Raw genomic sequence first — 19,015 nt, forward strand, 5'->3', positions numbered from 1 at the left:
TATTCAATACAAGAACAGTATAATAAACAAACTGTTCTTTTGTCAATTACAGTTACTTCTTTAAAGTGTTTTTGACTCATCAGTGTGTCCCGCCCCGGTTGATGAGGAACTTTAAAATCGTCAGCAGAGCATAAAAAAAAAGCGAAACACAATCGTTTCGCTCTCCTAACGGGTCATTAAATCAGCTATTGTCTTCTGTTTCAATCCTTCAATAACCCAGCCTTCCATCTCATCACGGAGCTCTGAGAGGGATTCACGGGTGTAAGGTGCAAAGCATTCTTTACTTTCAACATCAAAGAAACCTTTTGGAAATGTTTCTGCTCTCATCGCATCATAAACTTCAGATAAATGTATGTCTTCGGGTTTCTTCACGAGTGAGTAGCCACCATCCCGCCCCTCTTTCGCCTGAATTAGTTCGGCTTTTACCAGGTGCCTTAATATTTTTCGTAAAAAAACAGATTTGGACTCTAATTTCTCTGCTAATTTACCGCTGGGACAGAGTCCATCATTATCAGCAAGCACGACTAATGCTTGTATGGCCATCCCAAACCACCTTGTGCTTGTTACTTTTTCTGCCATCGTTTCACCTCTTCATCTATCATTTATTTTGCGACATGATGCATAAAAAGTCAAAACGCCCCTGGACGATGCAGGGGCGTTTTGACTTAATCAAGATTCACAGAACCAAAGAAAAAAAGCCTGAACACGAGGTTCAGGCTTTTCCAATTTACTTCTGAAGAGCAAGTTTCAGTTTATTGTCACCAACTGTGTACTCTTTCATTTGATCTTTTTCACCGACCGTCAGATCTTTCACAAGAACATTTTCACGGATGAGCTGTTCATTTTGTTTAATTGCAGCCTTCACATCTTCGTCTCCATCAAGAGCGATGTCGACACGAAGATCGATTGGAAGGTCCTGCTGTTTACGCTCATCCTGAATGACACGGATGACTTCACGAGCAAGGCCTTCAAGACGAAGTTCTTCTGTAATGGTTGTATCAAGAACCACATGGAAGTCCTGATTTGATCCCATCGAAAGCCCAGCGTCAGCAACACGCTCAACATTTAGAAGGTCCATGGTTACTTCAACTTCACCATCTCCAGTAGGGACGACAACTTTTTGATCTTGAACAACCTTTGCCGCTTCTTCGTCTGAAAGCTTCTCGAGGTATCCTTTAACGACACCTACATTCTTACCTAGAACAGGTCCAGCCGCCCGGAAATTCAGCTTCACTTCATAACTGACTAGATCATCAGAGGACTGCTTAACAACCACATCCTTGACGTTGATTTCATCACGGATGATGCTGCTGTATTCTTCCAGCGCTTTTCCTTGTTCTGGATTGACAGGGATAACAACCAGCTCAGAAAGCGGCTGTTTTGTCTTAATTGATTCTGTGTTACGCACACCACGAGCTAGTTCAACAACTTGAAGGACAGCATCCATGTCTTTTTCAAGCTGTGCATTGACGATGGAATCGTCCACTTTCGGGAAGTACGCAAGGTGGACACTCTCACCAGTCAAGTTCTGATAGATATCTTCAGCAAGGAAAGGTGTGAATGGCGCCATTAATTGACTTAATTGAGCCAATACTTCGTGAAGCGTATGGAATGCAGCCTTTTTAGATTCTGTCATTCCTTCTTCCCAGAAACGATCGCGGGAACGGCGGATATACCAATTACTAACTTCATCGATATATTTCTCAAGAGCTTTTGCCGCTTTTGTGAAATCATAATTATCCAGCGCTTCCCCTACGACACCTGTGACACTGTTCAGGCGTGAAAGGATCCATTGATCAAGAAGCGTCTTCTCCCCGGTTTCGTTTTTATCGAACGTGTATCCGTCGATATTTGCATAAAGAGTATAGAAGCCATGCGTGTTTACAAGCGTATCGATGACTTTAGATTTAGCTTCCACAACGACACGCTCAGAGAATCGCTTGTTGTTCCATGGCGCACTATCAGCAAGCAGAGCCCAACGGAATGGATCCGCACCAAATTTGTTAACCAGATCTGTCGGGTTTAGTGCATTCCCTTTACTTTTCGACATCTTACGACCTTCCTCATCAAGGATGTGGCCGGTAGAAAGCACGCGCTTGTATGGAACTTTCCCAGTAAACAGAGTAGAAACAGCAAGAAGACTGTAGAACCATCCACGAGTCTGATCAATTCCTTCACAGATAACATCTGCCGGGAACTGCTTCTCAAACTGGTCTTTATTTTCAAACGGATAGTGCTGCTGTGCAAATGGCATGGAACCGGAATCAAACCAAACATCAATAACTTCTGGTACACGATCCATAGTCCCTTCACATTTTTCACATTTCAGTTGAACACGGTCTACATATGGTTTATGCAGTTCTACATCACCAATGTCGCCAATGGCCTTCTCTTGAAGATCTGCCTGACTATGCGGAGCGTACTGATGATCGCAGGAGTCACAAATCCAGATCGGAAGCGGTGTTCCCCAGAAACGGTTACGGCCAATATTCCAATCCACCATATTTTCAAGGAAGTTACCGAAACGACCATCTTTGATATGGTTCGGGTGCCACTCTACCTGTTGGTTATTTTCAAGGAATTGATCTTTCAATTCTGTTGTCTTAATGAACCAGCTTTCGATTGCGTAATACAGCAATGGAGAATCACAGCGCCAGCAATGCGGGTAGCTGTGTTCGTACTTCTCTTTATGGAATAGAAGTCCTTCATTGGCAAGATATTTAACGATATCCACATCACAGTCTTTGACGAAACGTCCTTCAAATGGAGGAATGTCCGATGTGTATCGTCCTTGACCATCCACAACGTTGAAGAAAGAAAGGTTATGTTCTTTCACAAGATTGTAGTCATCTTCACCGTAGGCAGGAGCGATGTGCACGACACCTGTACCACTCTCAGCATTAACGAAGTCCGCTTCAACAACGAAGTGACCGCGCTCAGGCTTCACAAATGGGAATGGAGCTTCATATTCCACTCCGCTGAACTCGCTTCCCTTGTGCTTGGAAAGAATCTCGTATTCTTCACCGAGGTTCTTATCAGCAAGAGCCGCTGCTACGATATAAACTTCACCCTCTTTTTCAGCCTTGATGTAATCAAGGTCAGAGTGAACAGCAAGCGTTACGTTCGCTGGCAGCGTCCAGGGAGTTGTCGTCCATCCAAGGAAAAATTCATTGTCAGAACCTTTCACCTTAAACTTAGCCGTAGCAGAAAGGTCTTTCACATCTTCATATCCCTGCGCCACTTCGTGTGAACTTAATGTCGTTTGACAGCTCGGGCAGTAAGGAGTAACACGATGACCTTTAGAAAGTAAGTCACGCTTGTGAAGATCACTCAGGATATACCAGACGCTCTCGATATAACGGTTTTGCAGCGTTACGTAAGGGTCATCCATATCAAGCCAGTACCCGATGGATTCTGTAAATTCACGCCATTCTTTCTCATAGTTGAAGACACTTTCCTTACATTTTTCAATAAACTTCTCAACGCCGTATTCTTCAATCTGTTGTTTGCCGGATATTCCAAGCTGCTTCTCCACTTCAAGCTCAACCGGGAGACCATGAGTATCCCAGCCGCCTTTACGTAGAACTTGATAGCCCTGCATGGTTTTATAACGGCCAACAAAGTCTTTAATGACACGGCCCAGTACGTGACCGGCGTGCGGCAGACCATTAGCTGTTGGAGGTCCTTCATAGAAAACAAATGTTTCTGCGCCCTCACGCTCGTTCATCGAACGTCGGAAGACATTTTCTTTATTCCAGTAATCTTTGACACGATTTTCGCGGTCTAATGCCGCTTCTTTCGTATTGACACTGCGCATTTCTTCCACCTCTTACCCTTTTTTAATTTTTGTATAGAAAGATGATTAAACACTTTATTTTTTCTGCCAGGCAGACAATTCCACACTTACATACAAAAATCCGCCCCTGTATAAAAAAACAGGGACGGATGTTATTCCGCGGTACCACCCATATTCCGTACACTTTTGTACGGCTCTCGGTTCACATTGCGGATAACGGCCGCCAGCCGGTTCCACTTACTCTGTATCATTTCAGCAGAACTTCTCAGAGATGATCTTCAGCTATTTTCCGCCTTCGCTTTTCACCAACCAGCGACTCTCTTAAGTCCGGAATAAAAGCCTACTCTTCTCGTCAACGAAACTATACGTATCTTCTCCATATCGTACAATGGAATCTTTTGTGTGTCAAAACTTTCTTATCCCCATCCTCGCCCATTCTCCATATAATTATACATCTCTTTGATTCATTACCTCTGCGTCACACCTCTATGTTTTTTTAGATGAACACCTTGGAATCAAGCCTTTTAATAAAGGGTATTTTCTTGAAAAACCTTCTTAAACAAACGTTTGATCAATTCAATTTACTTATCACTCACTATCAATATCCAGTATTATCATTTATCGGCTGCCTCGCTTACAATAAATGTATCTAAGAAAAGAAAGCAGGGGATCTTATGTCAGATGAAATTAAAAAAGTCGTCCAGGATGTATTTTCAAAAAGTAAAGAATCCTATGTTCAAAGCTCTACACACAAAAGCCAGAATGACTTAGACCTTATTTTAAATTGGGTTGAGCCACGGCCGGACTGGAAAGTTCTTGACATCGCTACAGGCGGAGGCCATGTCGCTAAGACATTGAGCCCACACGTACACAGAGTTTTTGCTACAGATCTCACCAAGGAGATGTTGCAAAACACATCTTCCCACCTTGAAAAGTACGCCAACATTGAATATGTAATCGCTGATGCAGAAAACCTCCCCTTCCTTGATGAAAGCTTTGATGCTGTGACATGCCGCATTGCTCCTCACCATTTCCCTTCGCCCTTACAGTTTATTCAAGAGTCTTACCGTGTCCTGAAACCAGGAGGAAAATGGCTGATGATCGACAACGTGGCTCCAGAAGACCCGGAGCTCGACCGGTTTTATAACACATTTGAGAAACAACGGGACCCGGGCCACGTCCGTGCTTTAAAGAAATCCGAATGGAATGAAATGCTGCGCAGCCAAGGATTCACTATACAGAAGCAGCTTTCCAGAAAAAAGACGCTTCCTTTTCAGGACTGGGTAACACGAACCCTGTTCACCGTTCCAGAACAAAAGGCAGTTGAAGAAAGATTCAAACAAGCCAGCCAAGAGATGAAGGAATACTTTTCTATTAAAGAGGAGAATCATCAGGTTCATTCGTTTACCATTGATGAATTAATGGTGCTTGTAGAAAAACATTCCTCCTGACGAATAATCCACCATCACATTGGAAGAATAATCAAGGTATGAATGAAATTGTTTGTGAGGTGGAGATGAATGGATATCGTCGTAATGGCCCGTGCCCTCTTTGGAACATCACTTGGATTCCATATTATTTACGCAACGATCGGTGTGGGACTTCCCGTGATGATTATCATTGCAGAAGTTTTGTACTTTATAAAGAAAGACCCGGATTACGCCTTAATGGCGAAACGATGGACGAAAGGGTTCGCAATTTTATTAGCTGTATCCATAGCATCAGGAACGATTGTAGGAGTTATGATATCCCTGTTATTTCCGGACTTCATGGAAATTGTGGGGCAGGTCATCGCTCTTCCGTTCCAAATGGAAATCTTCGCCTTCCTCATTGAAGCGGTATTTATGTCCATCTACCTGTATGCGGCTGATCGTTTACCACCGACATTGAGGTTTATCAGTATCATCTCTGTAGCTCTTGGAGCAACCGCTTCGGCTATACTAATCACCGATGTTCATGCATGGATGAACACACCGGCGGGATTCAATATCTCTCCAAACGGTGAGATCACTGATGTGGATACATGGGCCGCATTTTTCAACCCAAGCTTCGGAGTAACAGCGATCCATGTAACCCTCTCCGCTTACATGACCGTTGCCTTTCTCATTGCTTCCATAGCCGCTCTTCGTTTAATGAAGAGTAAAATCTCAGATAAAGAAAGGGCCTACCATAAAAAAGCGCTGACGATTGCGCTGTACTTTGGAGCCATTATGTCCCTTGGGACCGCCATTAATGGACACGAAACAGCTCAGATGCTGCACGAGTATAATCCGAGAAAACTGGCAGCGGCGGAAGGGCTTTTCGAAACGCAGAGCTATGCTCCACTCTCAGTAGGAGGCTACACCTCTCTTGAGGATCAGCGGGTCAAATATGCGATCGAAATCCCTTATGGGCTGAGTTTTCTTGCAGGGGATCGTTTTGACACAGAAGTCATGGGCCTAAATGAATGGCCGGAAGAACTCTGGCCCCCTCTCTATGTCCACGTCCTCTTTAACGTGATGGTCGGAATTGGGTCTGTACTCATACTTATCGCTTTTGCATCCCTGTTCTGGAAACATGTACTGAAAAGAGATTTCCCTGGCTGGATGCTCGCCATCCTTGTTACCAGCGGCCCGCTCGCTATGCTTGCGATTGAGACAGGCTGGTGCTTCAGCTGTATCGGACGCCAGCCATGGACCATTACAGATGTCCTGCGGACGGGAGAAGCTGCCACAAAATCAAAAAGCGTCGGCTTTCTCTTCTACTTATTCATCAGTCTGTATGTAACATTATTATTTGTTACTGCCTTTGTTCTACGTTTCTACTTCAAACGCAATCCGGTGAGTAAAGATTTGAAAACTCAATAATGGACAAGTAAGGAGGGTAAAATTATATGGAAGCATCAACACTAGCGATTACCATCCTCTGGAGTTTACTCTTCGTCTACTCGATTCTCGGGTCGTTGGATTTTGGAGCTGGATTCTGGGGCATGATCTATGGGAAAAACGAAGAAAAAAGCGCATCACAAATTGCCAACCGTTTCCTTTCACCTACATGGGAAGTAACGAATGTATTTTTAGTCATATTCGTCGTTTCTGTGGTTACTTTTTTCCCTTTTGCTACAACGTTATTAGGAAGTATTCTTCTCGTACCTGTGGCTCTTGGGATCCTTCTGCTGACTATTCGAACGACGTTTATGGTTTTCCAGCACTATGCCGGGAGATTTGTGAATATCTTACGGCTCACGTCCGGCATCACAGGGTTAATCATTCCTGCACTGCTTGTCAGCATTCTCCCCATCACACTGGGAGGATTTGTGAGTTATGAAGATCACTACCCTCGTTTACAGTACGGAGAGCTTTTCGCACACCCTACTCTGTATATGCATATTTTATTTGGAATATCGACGGAACTTTTCATTTCCTCTATTTTCTTAATGGATTATGCAAAAGAAGCAGAAGACTGGAACGCCTATCATACCTTTCGTAAACACTCAATCTGGCTGGGACCTGTCAATATCGCGGTAGCTATGCTGACTATTGGAACCTTTCCTACAGAAGCATCGTGGATTGTGGAAAACATTCAGGAGAATTGGTTCGCCTTTGGGCTTTCCTTATTATTTTTCCTCGTTGGGTATGCTTTACTTTTCGTAAAAAAGAAGGATGGACGCAAAGGCCGGGCCCGCATATCTGTTGTGATGATTGTTTTACAGTATGCGGTCGCCATCTACGCTTATGGCTCAGCTCACCTTCCTTATCTCATCTATCCGGACTTAACGGTTACAGACGGATTTACAAACCCGGATACCTTTTATCCGATGTTGATTGTCTACGCCGTTGGTTTCGGCATTCTTATCCCAGCCTTCTTTCTCTTCTGGAGATTATTCCTTAAGGACCGGCGGTATTTACGTCAGGAATAATTAAGGCAGCAGCTTGAATTTTTCAGGCTGCTTTTTTTATTTCTACTCGAGTTTACGACTCTCTCTCCATCGTTTACTGCCTATCTTAACAAGGTATATATCAAGAAGCGAGTTTTCTGGACAACCGCGTTCATCTATAAAAAACCTTAAAATCAGGCGGAATAAAATCCACCGTAAAGATAAGAAAGGGGAAAGAACATGCCTTTTGACTACGACATCGATTTTGACCACACCGATTTTCGTAAGAATCCTGAAAAATACCGGGTTGGGCGCGGGGAGCAGGGAGTGCTGCTTGTTGAACCGTACAAGAGTGAAATTCTTCCACACTGGCGTTTTAAAACTCCTGATATTGCTAAAGAGTCTTCCGAAAAGATTTATCAGATGTTTGTCGATTACAAAAAAGACAATGATTTTGTGGGAATGGACATGGCCAGAAAATTTCTACAGATGGGATACACAAGATCCAGGAGATATGCTAATTATAAAGGCGGCAAAAAATATGATAATAACGGAGAAATTAACGATCGTGAGATAGATGAAGAAAAAGCAGAATCTGCCAGGATATTTGAAGAGAAATGGATTAAAGCCCGTGAAGATGAAGAATACTTGAAAAAGAAGAAAACTCACCAAAAAGAATTCGGATAAACATTGACATTTCTTCCTCTCAAACGTAGGATACTATTAACCCGAGTAATCAAATCGGATTAATGAAATAAACGAGGAGCTTGATCATGAAATCCTTCCCTCTTCTTCTCACCCTGCTTCTTATGGCTGCGTCCTGGATTATGGGTGTCTGCTTTTTATCTGTCATTTATACACCAACGATTATCCTCCCTTTATTTAACGAGTATTTTTGGGTCCGGAATCATACAGGATTATTAGGTCCGACTGTTGTATTCACTTTATTTACAGCACCACTTCTCATTTATGCATTCCTAAAAAGAAACGATCTAAAAAGAAAGAAAACCTGGTACAGTATTACAGCTGTTACTCAGCTGTTCTGGGTAGCAACGATTGCCCTTCAACTTAAAACGACCGCTTTCAATTTAGGCATCTGCCATTAAATAACAGGATATCCTTTATTTATGTCGAATCCCCCACAAAGGGGGAATGTGATATGGAATTCAAAACATTTTTCGAACAGTTCAAAGAAAGAGCCGGTCGACAGGATTTAAACTATTTGAAAGAAACGATTTCCGAAGACTTGCAGGCAAGGGAAATTCGAAACGGAGAAGTCGTCGATTATCATTTTGAAGACTCAATTTCGGGATGGAAACAGGCTTTTGATTATTTTGCTGAAAAGGATATGGAGTGGATTTATACAGATCACTCTTTTATACAATTGTGCGATGATGAGTGGCTGGCTGCTTTTTGGGTTTCCATTTACCTTGAAGGAAAGTTGTTGGAGAGTTCTAATCTATTTTTCAATTCGTACCGATACGAGAATGACCATTGGAAATTAATTCGAACGTACATAGAAGCTGGAGTGGAAACTCCTCTAGCTGTTAAAGAAGCCTGCTCTTAATTAGGAGGCTTTTTTACATTTGAAAAATTCAATAAATTTATTTCTGCATATTGTCAAAACTTTCTGAGTAGTGTAGAGTAGTCATCAACATTTAGAAAAAATTACAATTGAATTTCTTATCAAGAGAGGCAGAGGGACTGGCCCTGCGAAGCCTCAGCAACCACTGGATCGTCCAGAAAGGTGCTAACTCCAGCAAGTTGTTCGTCAACTTGGAAGATAAGAAGAAGACTAATTATCCAAAGCCTTCTTCTTTTAAGAAGGCTTTTTTATTTTTTATAAGACCTTTTTCCACCCAGATTCAATGCGGACATCCCGCCATGTCATTATTTTTCAAGGAGTGAAGACCATGTGTCCACATAACGATACGAAATTTGTTCAAACAGGAAATCAACCTCATGAATCCAAAGGAGCCATTAATCCGCCTGTCTATTTCTCCACCCCCTATAGACACCCAGGTCTTGGAGAGTCCACCGGTTACGACTACACCCGTACAGGCAATCCGACGAGGGCCGTACTGGAGTCATCCATTGCAGATATTGAAGAAGGCGATGCAGGTTTTGCTTTCAGTTCCGGGATGGCAGCTATCCAAACCGCCCTTTCACTCTTCAAGAGGGGCGACGAAATTATTGTTTCAGAAGACTTATACGGTGGAACTTTCCGGTTGTTTGAGCATATGGAGGAACGCTATGACCTCCGCTTCCACTACTGTGACAGCAAGAAGCTGGAGAACATCCAGGATTACATCAATGAGCAGACGAAAGCCATTTATGTAGAAACACCGACGAACCCATTGATGCACACCGCAGATATTTCCGAAATTTCTAAGCTGGCGAAGGCCAACGGGTTATTGCTGCTCGTTGACAATACGCTGTACACACCCGTCCTTCAACAGCCCATTAAGGAAGGGGCTGATGTTGTCATTCATAGTGCAACGAAATATTTAGCCGGGCACAACGATGTTCTTGCTGGGATTCTGGTGAGTAAAGGCAAGAACGTCAGTGAACGGCTGGCTTTTCACCAGAACACCTCTGGAGCGGTGCTTTCACCTTTTGATTCGTGGCTTGTCATGCGCGGGATGAAAACTTTACCGCTCCGCATGCGTCAGCACGAATTCAATGCGAAAGCCGTTGTGGACTTTTTCGAAAAACACCCAGCTGTCACAGACGTTTTCTACCCTGGAAAAGGAGGCATGGTTTCCTTCCGTCTGAAATCAGAGGACTGGATCGATTCTTTTTTAAGAAACTTAAACCTTATCAGTTTTGCTGAAAGCCTGGGGGGCGTTGAAAGCTTCATCACCTATCCAGCTACACAGACACATGCAGATATACCTGAAGAAACACGTGTCGGTTATGGTGTCTGCAACCGGCTCTTACGGTTCTCCGTCGGTGTCGAGCATGTAGATGATATCATTCACGACCTCGAATATACGTTGAATCAATTACCAAAGGAGGAAACCGTAAAATGACTGATCATTCTCTTCAAACCCGTTTGCTGCATAATGACCAAAAGTTCGACCCTCAAACAGGTGCTGTCAGTGTCCCTATTCAACAGGCTTCCACGTTCCACCAGCAGGATTTTGACAATCCGGGCGTATATGATTACAGCCGGTCCGGCAACCCTACGCGTCATGCACTGGAAGAAACCATTGCTGGTCTTGAGAGTGGCACACACGGTTTTGCTTTTGCCTCTGGAATGGCCGCTATTTCCACAGCCTTTATGCTCCTTTCCAAAGGAGATCATGTTGTGATTACACAAGATGTTTACGGTGGTACGTTCCGCATGATCCACGATGTGTTATATAAATTTGGAATCGATCACACCTTCGTTGACATGACGGACCTTCATGAGGTGGCGACCGCAATCCAGCCGAACACGAAACTCTTATATATAGAAACGCCGTCTAATCCGACACTTGAAATTACAGACATTCGGGCTGTCTCTAAACTAGCAAAAGCCAATGACTGTTGGACTTTTGTTGACAATACCTTTATGACACCGGCACTGCAGCGTCCACTTGAACTCGGTGCAGACCTTGTTCTCCACAGCGCAACGAAATTTATTGCCGGTCACAGTGATGTCGTAGCCGGTTTAGCTGTCACGCACAGGAAAGACCTTGCTGAGCAGCTCTCTTTCTTACAAAATTCATTCGGATCTATTCTAGGCGCACACGATTGTTGGCTCGTGCTTCGCGGCTTGAAGACCTTACACTGTCGAATTACCCAGTCCTCAGCTTCTGCTGTGCAGATTGCCGAGGAACTAAACAAGCACCCTTTAATCGAGCAGGTCTACTACCCCGGATTCCGGTGTCATCCAGGCAATTCAACCCATTCCTATCAGGCAGATGGCGACGGGGCGGTCCTCTCTTTCCGTCTTAAAAACGAGGACGCTGTCCGCCAGTTCACAAATGCTGTTGAACTTCCCGTTTATGCTGTAAGTCTTGGAGCAGTTGAGTCGATTCTTTCTTATCCGGCCAGGATGTCTCATGCATCTATGCCAAAAGCAGAACGAGAGAAACGCGGCATCACTGACGGTCTTCTCCGGCTCTCAGTCGGCCTTGAGAAACCAGAGGATCTCATTAAAGATTTTTATCAAGCTCTCGCACAAATAAACGACTATACCTGTCTAAAAACTGGAGGGTAAATCATGGATTTAAGAAAAGCATTGCAGGAAAAAACTCTAATTGGAGACGGGGCCATGGGGACCCTCCTCTACTCATACGGCATTGACCGCTGCTTTGAAGAGCTGAACCTGTCGCATGCTAAAGAAGTGTTAGATGTTCATCTCGCTTATGTGCATGCAGGCGCAGATCTTATTCAAACAAACACATACGGAGCCAACTATATTAAATTGTCCCGTTACGGTTTACAAGATCAAGTGAAAGCTATCAATACAGCAGCAGTTCAATTAGCGAGAAAAGCAGCAGGACCATCCCAATATGTTGTCGGAACCATTGGCGGAATTCGTGGTGCACAGAAAGAAGACGTATCTTTAGAAGAGATCAAACGCAGCTTCAGGGAGCAATTATACTGTCTCCTCTTTGAAGAAGTAGATGGACTGCTTCTAGAAACGTATTATGACCTCGAGGAAATAAAGACAGTCTTAGATATTGCAAGAAAAGAAACAGACCTCCCTATCATTGCGCAGGTGTCTATGCACGAAGCCGGAGTCCTTCAGGACGGGACACCGCTCCCAGATGCACTGCTTCATTTAGAGGAAAAAGGGGCTGACGTTGTTGGTGTTAACTGCCGTCTCGGTCCCTATCACACTATTCAATCACTCGAAGAGGTTCCTCTTCCAAAAAAAGCCGTTCTATCTGCTTATCCAAATGCCAGCCTTCCAGCTTTTCAGGATGGACGTCTCGTTTACCCGACAGATCCAAACTACTTTCAAAAGAGCGCACAATCACTTTATGAACAAGGAGCCAGACTCATCGGCGGATGCTGCGGAACAACTCCTGAGCATATTGAAGCCATTGCTGCCAGGGTTAAAGCCAAAGCACCCATCACCCATAAAGTTGTTCCCTATAGAAAGAAAACGGAGGTAACGTCTGCCTCTCCAAAAGATCAGCGCCCACACCTGCACGAAGCTGCCAGAAATGGACGGTCAATCATTGTAGAGCTTGATCCACCCAAGAAGTTAAAAACGGATCGTTTCCTGGAAGGAGCCAAAGCTCTTCATGAAGCAGGAGTAAACTCTATTACTCTTGCTGACAACTCGCTGGCTTCACCTCGTATAAGCAACACAGCGATGGCTTCCATTATTAAAGAAAGATATAATGTCGACCCGCTTGTCCATATCGCCTGCCGTGACAGAAACCTGCTTGGTCTTCAATCACATTTAATGGGACTTCACACCCTCGGCATCCGACAGGTTTTGGCTGTCACTGGGGATCCGACAAAGATTGGCGACTTCCCGGGAGCCACATCTGTTTACGATTTATCTTCTTTTGATTTAATCCATTCCATCAAACAATTAAATAAAGGGATCTCGTTTTCAGGAAAGTCATTAGGTGAGAGTACTTCTTTCTCTGTTGCGGCAGCTTTCAACCCTAACGTCCGTAACTTAAATCGCGCAGTGGGACGGATGGAGAAGAAAATTAAGTATGGGGCAGACTACTTCATCAGCCAACCTGTCTTCAACGAAAAACAAATGATTGAAGTTTATGAAGCTACCAAGCATATCGAAGCCCCAGTCTATATTGGAATTATGCCCTTAACCAGTGCTAGAAACGCTGAATTCCTACACAATGAAGTCCCTGGAATTACACTGTCTTCTGAAATTTTAGAGCGCATGGAACGTGCTGGTACAGACAGGGTGAAGGCCCAGGCGGAAGGCATCAGCATCTCAAAATCTCTCATCGATGCCGCTCTCGATCTATTTAACGGGATTTATCTCATTACTCCGTTCTTAAGATATGAAATGACTGTAGAATTGACGAACTATATTAAAGAGAAAACAGCGGAACGTGAAAGGAAGATTTCTAATGGCATCCACATGGTTTGATAAACAACTGGAGAAAAAAATACTCATTTTGGACGGTGCTATGGGTACGATGTTACAAGAAGCAGATCTAAGCCCGGAAGACTTTGGAGGTGAAGCGTATGACGGTTGTAACGAATACTTAAACCTCACCTTCCCGGCCCTGCTTGATTCTATTCACTCCCGTTACCTGGAAGCAGGAGCAGATATTATTGAAACCAATACATTTGGTGCTACGAGTCTTGTTCTTGACGAATATGACCTTGGCCACCTTGCTGAAGAAATAAATATCGAAGCGGCTAAGATTGCCAAAAAAGCAGCAGAACGATACAGCACTCCTGCGCGCCCCCGATATGTAGCCGGAGCCATGGGTCCAACGACAAAAACACTATCTGTCACAGGTGGAACGACTTTTGACGCTCTCGCTGATGCCTATGAAGAGCAGGTCCGCGGACTGATCAAAGGCGATGTCGACCTTCTCTTGTTAGAAACGTCGCAGGATATGCTGAACGTAAAAGCAGCTTTCCTTGGAATTACACGTGCGAGTGAATCTTTAGAAAAAGAACTGCCGCTCATCATTTCCGGGACGATAGAACCGATGGGAACGACACTGGCTGGTCAAAGCATAGAAGCCTTTTATTTATCTCTTGAACATATGAAACCAAGTGTCGTCGGTCTGAACTGTGCAACAGGTCCTGAATTCATGCGTGATCATCTTCGTTCGCTTTCCGATCTTGCAACAACCGCCGTCAGCTGCTATCCCAATGCAGGTCTGCCGGATGAAGACGGAAACTATCATGAAACGCCGGAATCTTTAGCAGCAAAGGTTGCTGGATTCGCTGAAAAAGGATGGCTGAACCTTGTTGGTGGCTGCTGTGGAACCACACCGGACCACATCCGTGCGATCGCTGATGCTGTAGAAGGTTACCCTCCACGAACAGCCCCGGTTTCGCATGCTCATGCCCTGGCAGGCATAGAACCTTTAATTTATGATGATCCTGCCGACCGTCCGATTCTTATCGGGGAGCGTACGAATGTCATCGGCTCGAGAAAATTCAAACGCCTGATCGCTGAAGGGAAGTTTGAGGAAGCTTCCGAAATTGCACGTGCACAGGTCAAAAAAGGAGCGCAGGTGATCGATATCTGCCTGGCTGATCCAGACCGTGATGAAGCAGAAGATATGGAAGATTTCATGAAACAAGTCGTCAACAAAGTAAAAGTTCCCCTTGTGATTGATTCTACTGATGTAGAAGTTATCCGAAAAGCGCTCACCTACTCACAAGGGAAAGTCCTAATCAATTCCATCAACTTAGAAGACGGAGAGGAACGCTTTAAAGAAGTCCTTCCTCTTGTAAAACAATACGGAGCAGCCGTTGTAGTGGGAACGATTGACGAAGAAGGGATGGCTGTAACAGCGCAGCGTAAATTAGAAATTGCTCAAAGATCCTATAATATCCTCGTTCATGAATATCAACTTAACCCACAGGATATTATCTTCGACCCTCTTGTGTTCCCTGTTGGAACAGGCGATGAGCAGTACATTGGTTCAGCAGAAGCTACAATTAATGGTATTCGACTCATTAAAGAACATCTTCCGCTCTGCCAGACAGTCCTTGGTGTCAGCAATGTGTCCTTCGGCCTGCCGCCTGTTGGACGCGAAGTCTTAAATGCCGTTTACTTGTATCACTGTACGAAAGCAGGTCTTGACTATGCAATTGTGAATACAGAGAAGCTGGAGCGATATGCTTCCATTAAAAAAGAGGAAATTGAACTGGCAGATGAGCTCCTTTTCAAAACAGATGGTGATACCCTTGCATCCTTCACCGCATTTTACCGGGGAAGGAAGAAGGAAACAAAAGCACCTACGTCAACTATGAATCTGGATGAGCGGCTGGCGCACTATGTAGTCGAAGGAACGAAGGAAGGACTCCTGCCGGATCTTGAGAAAGCTCTTCAGGAGTATGAGACGCCCCTTTCTATTATTAACGGACCACTGATGAATGGGATGACTGAAGTCGGCCGTTTATTTAATGATAACCAGCTGATTGTCGCTGAGGTTTTACAAAGCGCTGAAGTCATGAAAACATCTGTCGCTTTCCTTGAGCCTCATATGGAAAAAGGCGACACATCCAATAAGAAAGGAAAAGTACTGCTGGCGACAGTTAAAGGGGACGTCCATGACATTGGTAAGAACCTTGTTGAAATCATCTTAAGCAATAATGGGTTTGAGGTGGTGGATCTCGGCATTAAAGTCACTCCTGCTGAGTTAATCCAGCAAGTCAAAAAGGAAGAGCCAACAATTATTGGTCTCTCCGGCCTTCTGGTCAAGTCTGCCCAGCAGATGGTGTTAACGGCCCAGGACTTAAAACAACAGAACATTTCTCTTCCTATCCTTGTCGGAGGTGCCGCTTTATCCCGTAAGTTTACACATACAAGGATTGCAACGGAGTATGATGGGCCTGTTTTATATGCAAAAGATGCGATGGATGGGCTTTCCATCTCGAACCAGTTAAGCAATAAGGATCAGCGCGATACCTTTTTAAATGAACAGGCAGAAAAACAAGTAGCTGCTTTATCAAGAGCAAACAGACCTGCACCTGAACCGGCTGGAGGGACAGCGGTGGCAGTGAAACCTAAATCTACGGTGTCGACGACCGTGCCAGTTTTTCGCCCGCACGATTTTGAGAAGCATGTGATTCGAAAACATCCAGTTGCTCACATAGAGCCTTATATTAATAAACAAATGCTGATTGGACACCACCTGGGTTTAAAAGGGAAGTTCAATAAACTTTTAGAGGAAGGGAATGAGAAGGCTGTCCACCTTAATGATGTCGTTAATGGATTGTTGAAGAAAGCGAAAAATGAATCATGGATTGAACCATCATCCATGTACCGGTTCTTTCCTGCTCAATCTGATGGAGACGATGTAATCATCTATGATCCAGGAGATAAAAAAACGGTCATTGAACGCTTTACGTTCCCACGACAGAATAAGGAACCATACTTGTGTTTAGCCGATTATTTACGCTCTGTAACCAGTGGTGAGATGGACTACGTTGGATTCTTTGCAGTGACAGCCGGGAAAGGAATACGTCAGCGTTCCACCACCCTCAAAGATCAAGGGCATTACTTAGAAAGCCATGCATTGCAGGCACTAGCCCTCGAAACAGCTGAAGGTTTGGCAGAGCAGGTGCACCAGCAGATGCGGGATAAATGGGGATTTTCAGATCCAACTGATTTCACCATGCAGGAACGTTTTTCAGCCAAATACCAGGGACAGAGATATTCATTCGGATACCCGGCATGTCCTGAACTGGATGATCAAAGAAAGCTTTTCCAGCTCATTCAACCAGAGGAGATTGGAATACAATTGACGGAAGAATGTATGATGGAACCTGAAGCTTCTGTAACTGCAATGGTATTTGCTCATCCAGAAGCCCGTTATTTCAATGTCCTGTAGACAGCTTCCCCTCTTAAAGATGTCTAATAAAGACGATAAAGCAAGCCTGAATGGACGAAGCACCATTCAGGCTTGTTTCAATTTTCTAAAGAACTCTAACGAAACCCTCTATTCTAAAGCCACTTGAATGCAGAAAAGAAACTCACGGTCAGGTCCCGCATGTTTTAAATCATCTTGGTCTTCCCCCGCTCTTAAAATTCATCGTTGATAAGTTAAGATGTTGTAAAATTCCTTTTTTATATTGTCAATTCCCCCAGTAATATCGTATTCTGATATCGATATCCGATAATGGAGGTGGAACATATGCTTAGAGACTTTTTTCTTGGGTCAATCAAAATCCATATTCTGTGGCATGCAAGTATTGAACCGATTTATGGAGCATTTTTAATGGAAGAATTGTCTTCTCATGGCTATGATATCAGCCCGGGAACCCTATACCCGACATTGAAACAACTCCACAAGGATGGATTGCTGAGAAAGTATGAAGAAAAAGTGGAAGGAAAGGTACGAAAATATTATGTGATTACAGAGAAAGGTAAAGACGTTCTTTCTGAAGGGAAAGAACAGGTACGGGAGCTTGCAGAAGAAGTGTTGGGAAGAGATTGGAGGAATGACAATCATGAATAAATCAAAAAACTCTTTATTTGAAATTTTTAAAGCTTCGACAAAACTTGGTTTTACATCCTTTGGCGGTCCAGTTGCCCACCTCGCCTATTTTAAGGATGAATATATAGACCGAAAGAAATGGCTGGATGATAAAACCTATGCAGATATCATTGCCCTTTGTCAGTTTCTGCCCGGACCAGCCAGCAGTCAGGTCGGCATTGCCATCGGGATGCTACGAGGTGGGTTATTGGGTGGAATCATCTCATGGATCGGCTTCACTGTCCCCTCTATTATTGTCCTGGTTTTATTTGCGCTCATTTATCAAACCTATGACCTTGCAGGTGCCGGTTTCATTCATAGTCTAAAGGTGGTGGCAGCTGCTGTTGTTCTCCATGCATTAATCGGCCTTGGAAAAAAATTAACACCTGATCAGCCGAGAATAGCTATTGCATTATTTTCTGCTCTTATCCTATTGCTTTATCCATCCGCGTGGATGCAGCTGCTGATCATCCTGGCTGCAGGTACTTTTGGATGGAAGGTCTTTTCAAATGTTTCTAAATCGAAAATACAGCCCTTTCCTGTCACATTTTCCAAAAAAGCAGGGATCGCTTCACTCAGCGTTCTTATTGCGCTTCTAACTCTGCTTCCTGTACTGGCCAGAAACACTGAAAATGGACTGATTCAATTGTTCGATACATTCTTCCGGGTTGGTTCTCTTGTGTTCGGAGGGGGACATGTTGTTCTGCCTATGCTTGAGAGAGAAGTTGTTCCTACTGGATGGCTGACAGCCAACGAGTTTCTTGCGGGGTATGGAATGGCTCAGGCCGTACCGGGACCCCTTTTCACATTTTCAAGTTATCTCGGTACAATGATTGAAGGCATTCTCGGAGCTGCAGTAGCAACTGCCGGCATTTTCCTTCCTTCCTTTCTCTTTTTAATAGCTGCTCTACCGTTTCTAAATGAATTGAGAAAGCGACCTGCCTTTCAGGGTGTGCTTACAGGAGTGAATGCGAGTGTCGTAGGTATACTGCTGGCCGCCTTTTATGATCCGGTCATTAAAAGTTCTATTATGGAGGGCGCAGATTTCGCTCTGGCTGCCATCCTTTTTGCTTTACTACACTTCTTTAAAGTACCCGCCTGGGCAATCGTCTTGATTGGAGTCGGTGCAGGCGCCCTCATAAACTTACTGTAGAAATTTGGCACAAAAGTATTACTTTTGTGCCTTTTTATTTGTTTTTTTGTAAAAAATCC

General features: G+C 44.1%; 14 protein-coding genes, 1 riboswitch and 1 other annotated feature. Of the genes, 12 read left to right on the forward strand and 2 right to left on the reverse strand.

The genetic code is table 11. From position 1 onward, the window contains the following. Positions 1 to 165 precede the first annotated feature (165 nt). The gene (locus LC036_RS17180) at positions 166 to 579 is read right to left on the reverse strand and encodes an RrF2 family transcriptional regulator (RefSeq protein WP_226585523.1); all 414 of its coding nucleotides are present in this window, start codon (positions 577 to 579) and stop codon (positions 166 to 168) included. A 148-nt stretch (positions 580 to 727) separates the two neighbouring features. Continuing rightward, positions 728 to 3,817 carry an isoleucine--tRNA ligase gene (gene ileS, locus LC036_RS17185; RefSeq protein WP_226585525.1) on the reverse strand — a complete coding sequence of 1,030 codons (3,090 nt, stop codon included), beginning with the start codon at positions 3,815 to 3,817 and terminating at the stop codon, positions 728 to 730. Between the two features lie 117 nt (positions 3,818 to 3,934). Continuing rightward, positions 3,935 to 4,161, reverse strand: a binding site (T-box leader). A 309-nt stretch (positions 4,162 to 4,470) separates the two neighbouring features. Here ileS and LC036_RS17190 point away from each other — a divergent pair. The 12 genes from LC036_RS17190 (at position 4,471) to chrA (ending at position 18,956) form a co-directional block, all read left to right on the forward strand. Beyond that, entirely contained in the window at positions 4,471 to 5,247 is a 777-nt protein-coding gene (locus tag LC036_RS17190; protein ID WP_226585527.1) for a class I SAM-dependent methyltransferase, read from the forward strand. 69 nt (positions 5,248 to 5,316) lie between these two features. Further along, a complete protein-coding gene (locus LC036_RS17195; RefSeq protein WP_226585529.1) occupies positions 5,317 to 6,642 on the forward strand; it encodes a cytochrome ubiquinol oxidase subunit I in 1,326 nt (441 codons plus the stop codon). 26 nt (positions 6,643 to 6,668) lie between these two features. Then, positions 6,669 to 7,694 (forward strand): cytochrome d ubiquinol oxidase subunit II, encoded by a 1,026-nt coding sequence (locus tag LC036_RS17200; protein WP_226585531.1) that lies wholly within the window; start codon positions 6,669 to 6,671, stop codon positions 7,692 to 7,694. Positions 7,695 to 7,892: 198 nt separating this feature from the next. Next, positions 7,893 to 8,339: a DUF4385 domain-containing protein gene (locus LC036_RS17205; RefSeq protein WP_226585533.1), complete on the forward strand. Its 447-nt coding sequence runs from the start codon at positions 7,893 to 7,895 to the stop codon at positions 8,337 to 8,339. Positions 8,340 to 8,425: 86 nt separating this feature from the next. Next, on the forward strand, positions 8,426 to 8,758 hold the full coding sequence (locus LC036_RS17210) for a hypothetical protein (RefSeq protein ID WP_226585535.1): 333 nt from the start codon (positions 8,426 to 8,428) through the stop codon (positions 8,756 to 8,758). Positions 8,759 to 8,811: 53 nt separating this feature from the next. Then, entirely contained in the window at positions 8,812 to 9,219 is a 408-nt protein-coding gene (locus tag LC036_RS17215) for a hypothetical protein (RefSeq protein WP_226585537.1), read from the forward strand. Positions 9,220 to 9,332: 113 nt separating this feature from the next. Beyond that, positions 9,333 to 9,442: riboswitch (SAM riboswitch) on the forward strand. 123 nt (positions 9,443 to 9,565) lie between these two features. After that, a complete protein-coding gene (locus LC036_RS17220) occupies positions 9,566 to 10,684 on the forward strand; it encodes a methionine biosynthesis PLP-dependent protein (protein WP_226585539.1) in 1,119 nt (372 codons plus the stop codon). Further along, positions 10,681 to 11,859, forward strand: a complete 1,179-nt coding sequence (gene metC, locus LC036_RS17225; RefSeq protein ID WP_226585540.1) for a cystathionine beta-lyase — start codon at positions 10,681 to 10,683, stop codon at positions 11,857 to 11,859. Before LC036_RS17220 ends, metC begins: the two co-directional genes overlap by 4 nt. 3 nt (positions 11,860 to 11,862) lie before the next feature. Then, positions 11,863 to 13,722, forward strand: a complete 1,860-nt coding sequence (locus LC036_RS17230) for a bifunctional homocysteine S-methyltransferase/methylenetetrahydrofolate reductase (RefSeq protein WP_226585542.1) — start codon at positions 11,863 to 11,865, stop codon at positions 13,720 to 13,722. Continuing rightward, positions 13,703 to 17,158 carry a methionine synthase gene (gene metH / locus LC036_RS17235; RefSeq protein ID WP_226585544.1) on the forward strand — a complete coding sequence of 1,152 codons (3,456 nt, stop codon included), beginning with the start codon at positions 13,703 to 13,705 and terminating at the stop codon, positions 17,156 to 17,158. The genes LC036_RS17230 and metH overlap by 20 nt, the downstream gene beginning before the upstream one ends. A 303-nt stretch (positions 17,159 to 17,461) precedes the next feature. Continuing rightward, positions 17,462 to 17,785 carry a PadR family transcriptional regulator gene (locus LC036_RS17240; RefSeq protein WP_413229994.1) on the forward strand — a complete coding sequence of 108 codons (324 nt, stop codon included), beginning with the start codon at positions 17,462 to 17,464 and terminating at the stop codon, positions 17,783 to 17,785. Continuing rightward, entirely contained in the window at positions 17,778 to 18,956 is a 1,179-nt protein-coding gene (chrA, locus tag LC036_RS17245; RefSeq protein WP_226585547.1) for a chromate efflux transporter, read from the forward strand. The genes LC036_RS17240 and chrA overlap by 8 nt, the downstream gene beginning before the upstream one ends. The last annotated feature ends 59 nt before the right edge of the window (positions 18,957 to 19,015 follow it).

The organism is Halobacillus litoralis (assembly GCF_020524025.1).
In the GTDB taxonomy this organism is placed as follows: domain Bacteria; phylum Bacillota; class Bacilli; order Bacillales; family Halobacillaceae; genus Halobacillus; species Halobacillus litoralis_D.

Bases quoted from the DNA above. Each gene is read 5' to 3' on its own strand.
- LC036_RS17180 (WP_226585523.1), bottom strand. From the start codon at position 579: ATGGCAGAAAAAGTAACAAGCACAAGGTGGTTTGGGATGGCCATACAA.
- ileS (WP_226585525.1), bottom strand. From the start codon at position 3,817: ATGCGCAGTGTCAATACGAAAGAAGCGGCATTAGACCGCGAAAATCGT.
- LC036_RS17190 (WP_226585527.1), top strand. From the start codon at position 4,471: ATGTCAGATGAAATTAAAAAAGTCGTCCAGGATGTATTTTCAAAAAGT.
- LC036_RS17195 (WP_226585529.1), top strand. From the start codon at position 5,317: ATGGATATCGTCGTAATGGCCCGTGCCCTCTTTGGAACATCACTTGGA.
- LC036_RS17200 (WP_226585531.1), top strand. From the start codon at position 6,669: ATGGAAGCATCAACACTAGCGATTACCATCCTCTGGAGTTTACTCTTC.
- LC036_RS17205 (WP_226585533.1), top strand. From the start codon at position 7,893: ATGCCTTTTGACTACGACATCGATTTTGACCACACCGATTTTCGTAAG.
- LC036_RS17210 (WP_226585535.1), top strand. From the start codon at position 8,426: ATGAAATCCTTCCCTCTTCTTCTCACCCTGCTTCTTATGGCTGCGTCC.
- LC036_RS17215 (WP_226585537.1), top strand. From the start codon at position 8,812: ATGGAATTCAAAACATTTTTCGAACAGTTCAAAGAAAGAGCCGGTCGA.
- LC036_RS17220 (WP_226585539.1), top strand. From the start codon at position 9,566: ATGTGTCCACATAACGATACGAAATTTGTTCAAACAGGAAATCAACCT.
- metC (WP_226585540.1), top strand. From the start codon at position 10,681: ATGACTGATCATTCTCTTCAAACCCGTTTGCTGCATAATGACCAAAAG.
- LC036_RS17230 (WP_226585542.1), top strand. From the start codon at position 11,863: ATGGATTTAAGAAAAGCATTGCAGGAAAAAACTCTAATTGGAGACGGG.
- metH (WP_226585544.1), top strand. From the start codon at position 13,703: ATGGCATCCACATGGTTTGATAAACAACTGGAGAAAAAAATACTCATT.
- LC036_RS17240 (WP_413229994.1), top strand. From the start codon at position 17,462: ATGCTTAGAGACTTTTTTCTTGGGTCAATCAAAATCCATATTCTGTGG.
- chrA (WP_226585547.1), top strand. From the start codon at position 17,778: ATGAATAAATCAAAAAACTCTTTATTTGAAATTTTTAAAGCTTCGACA.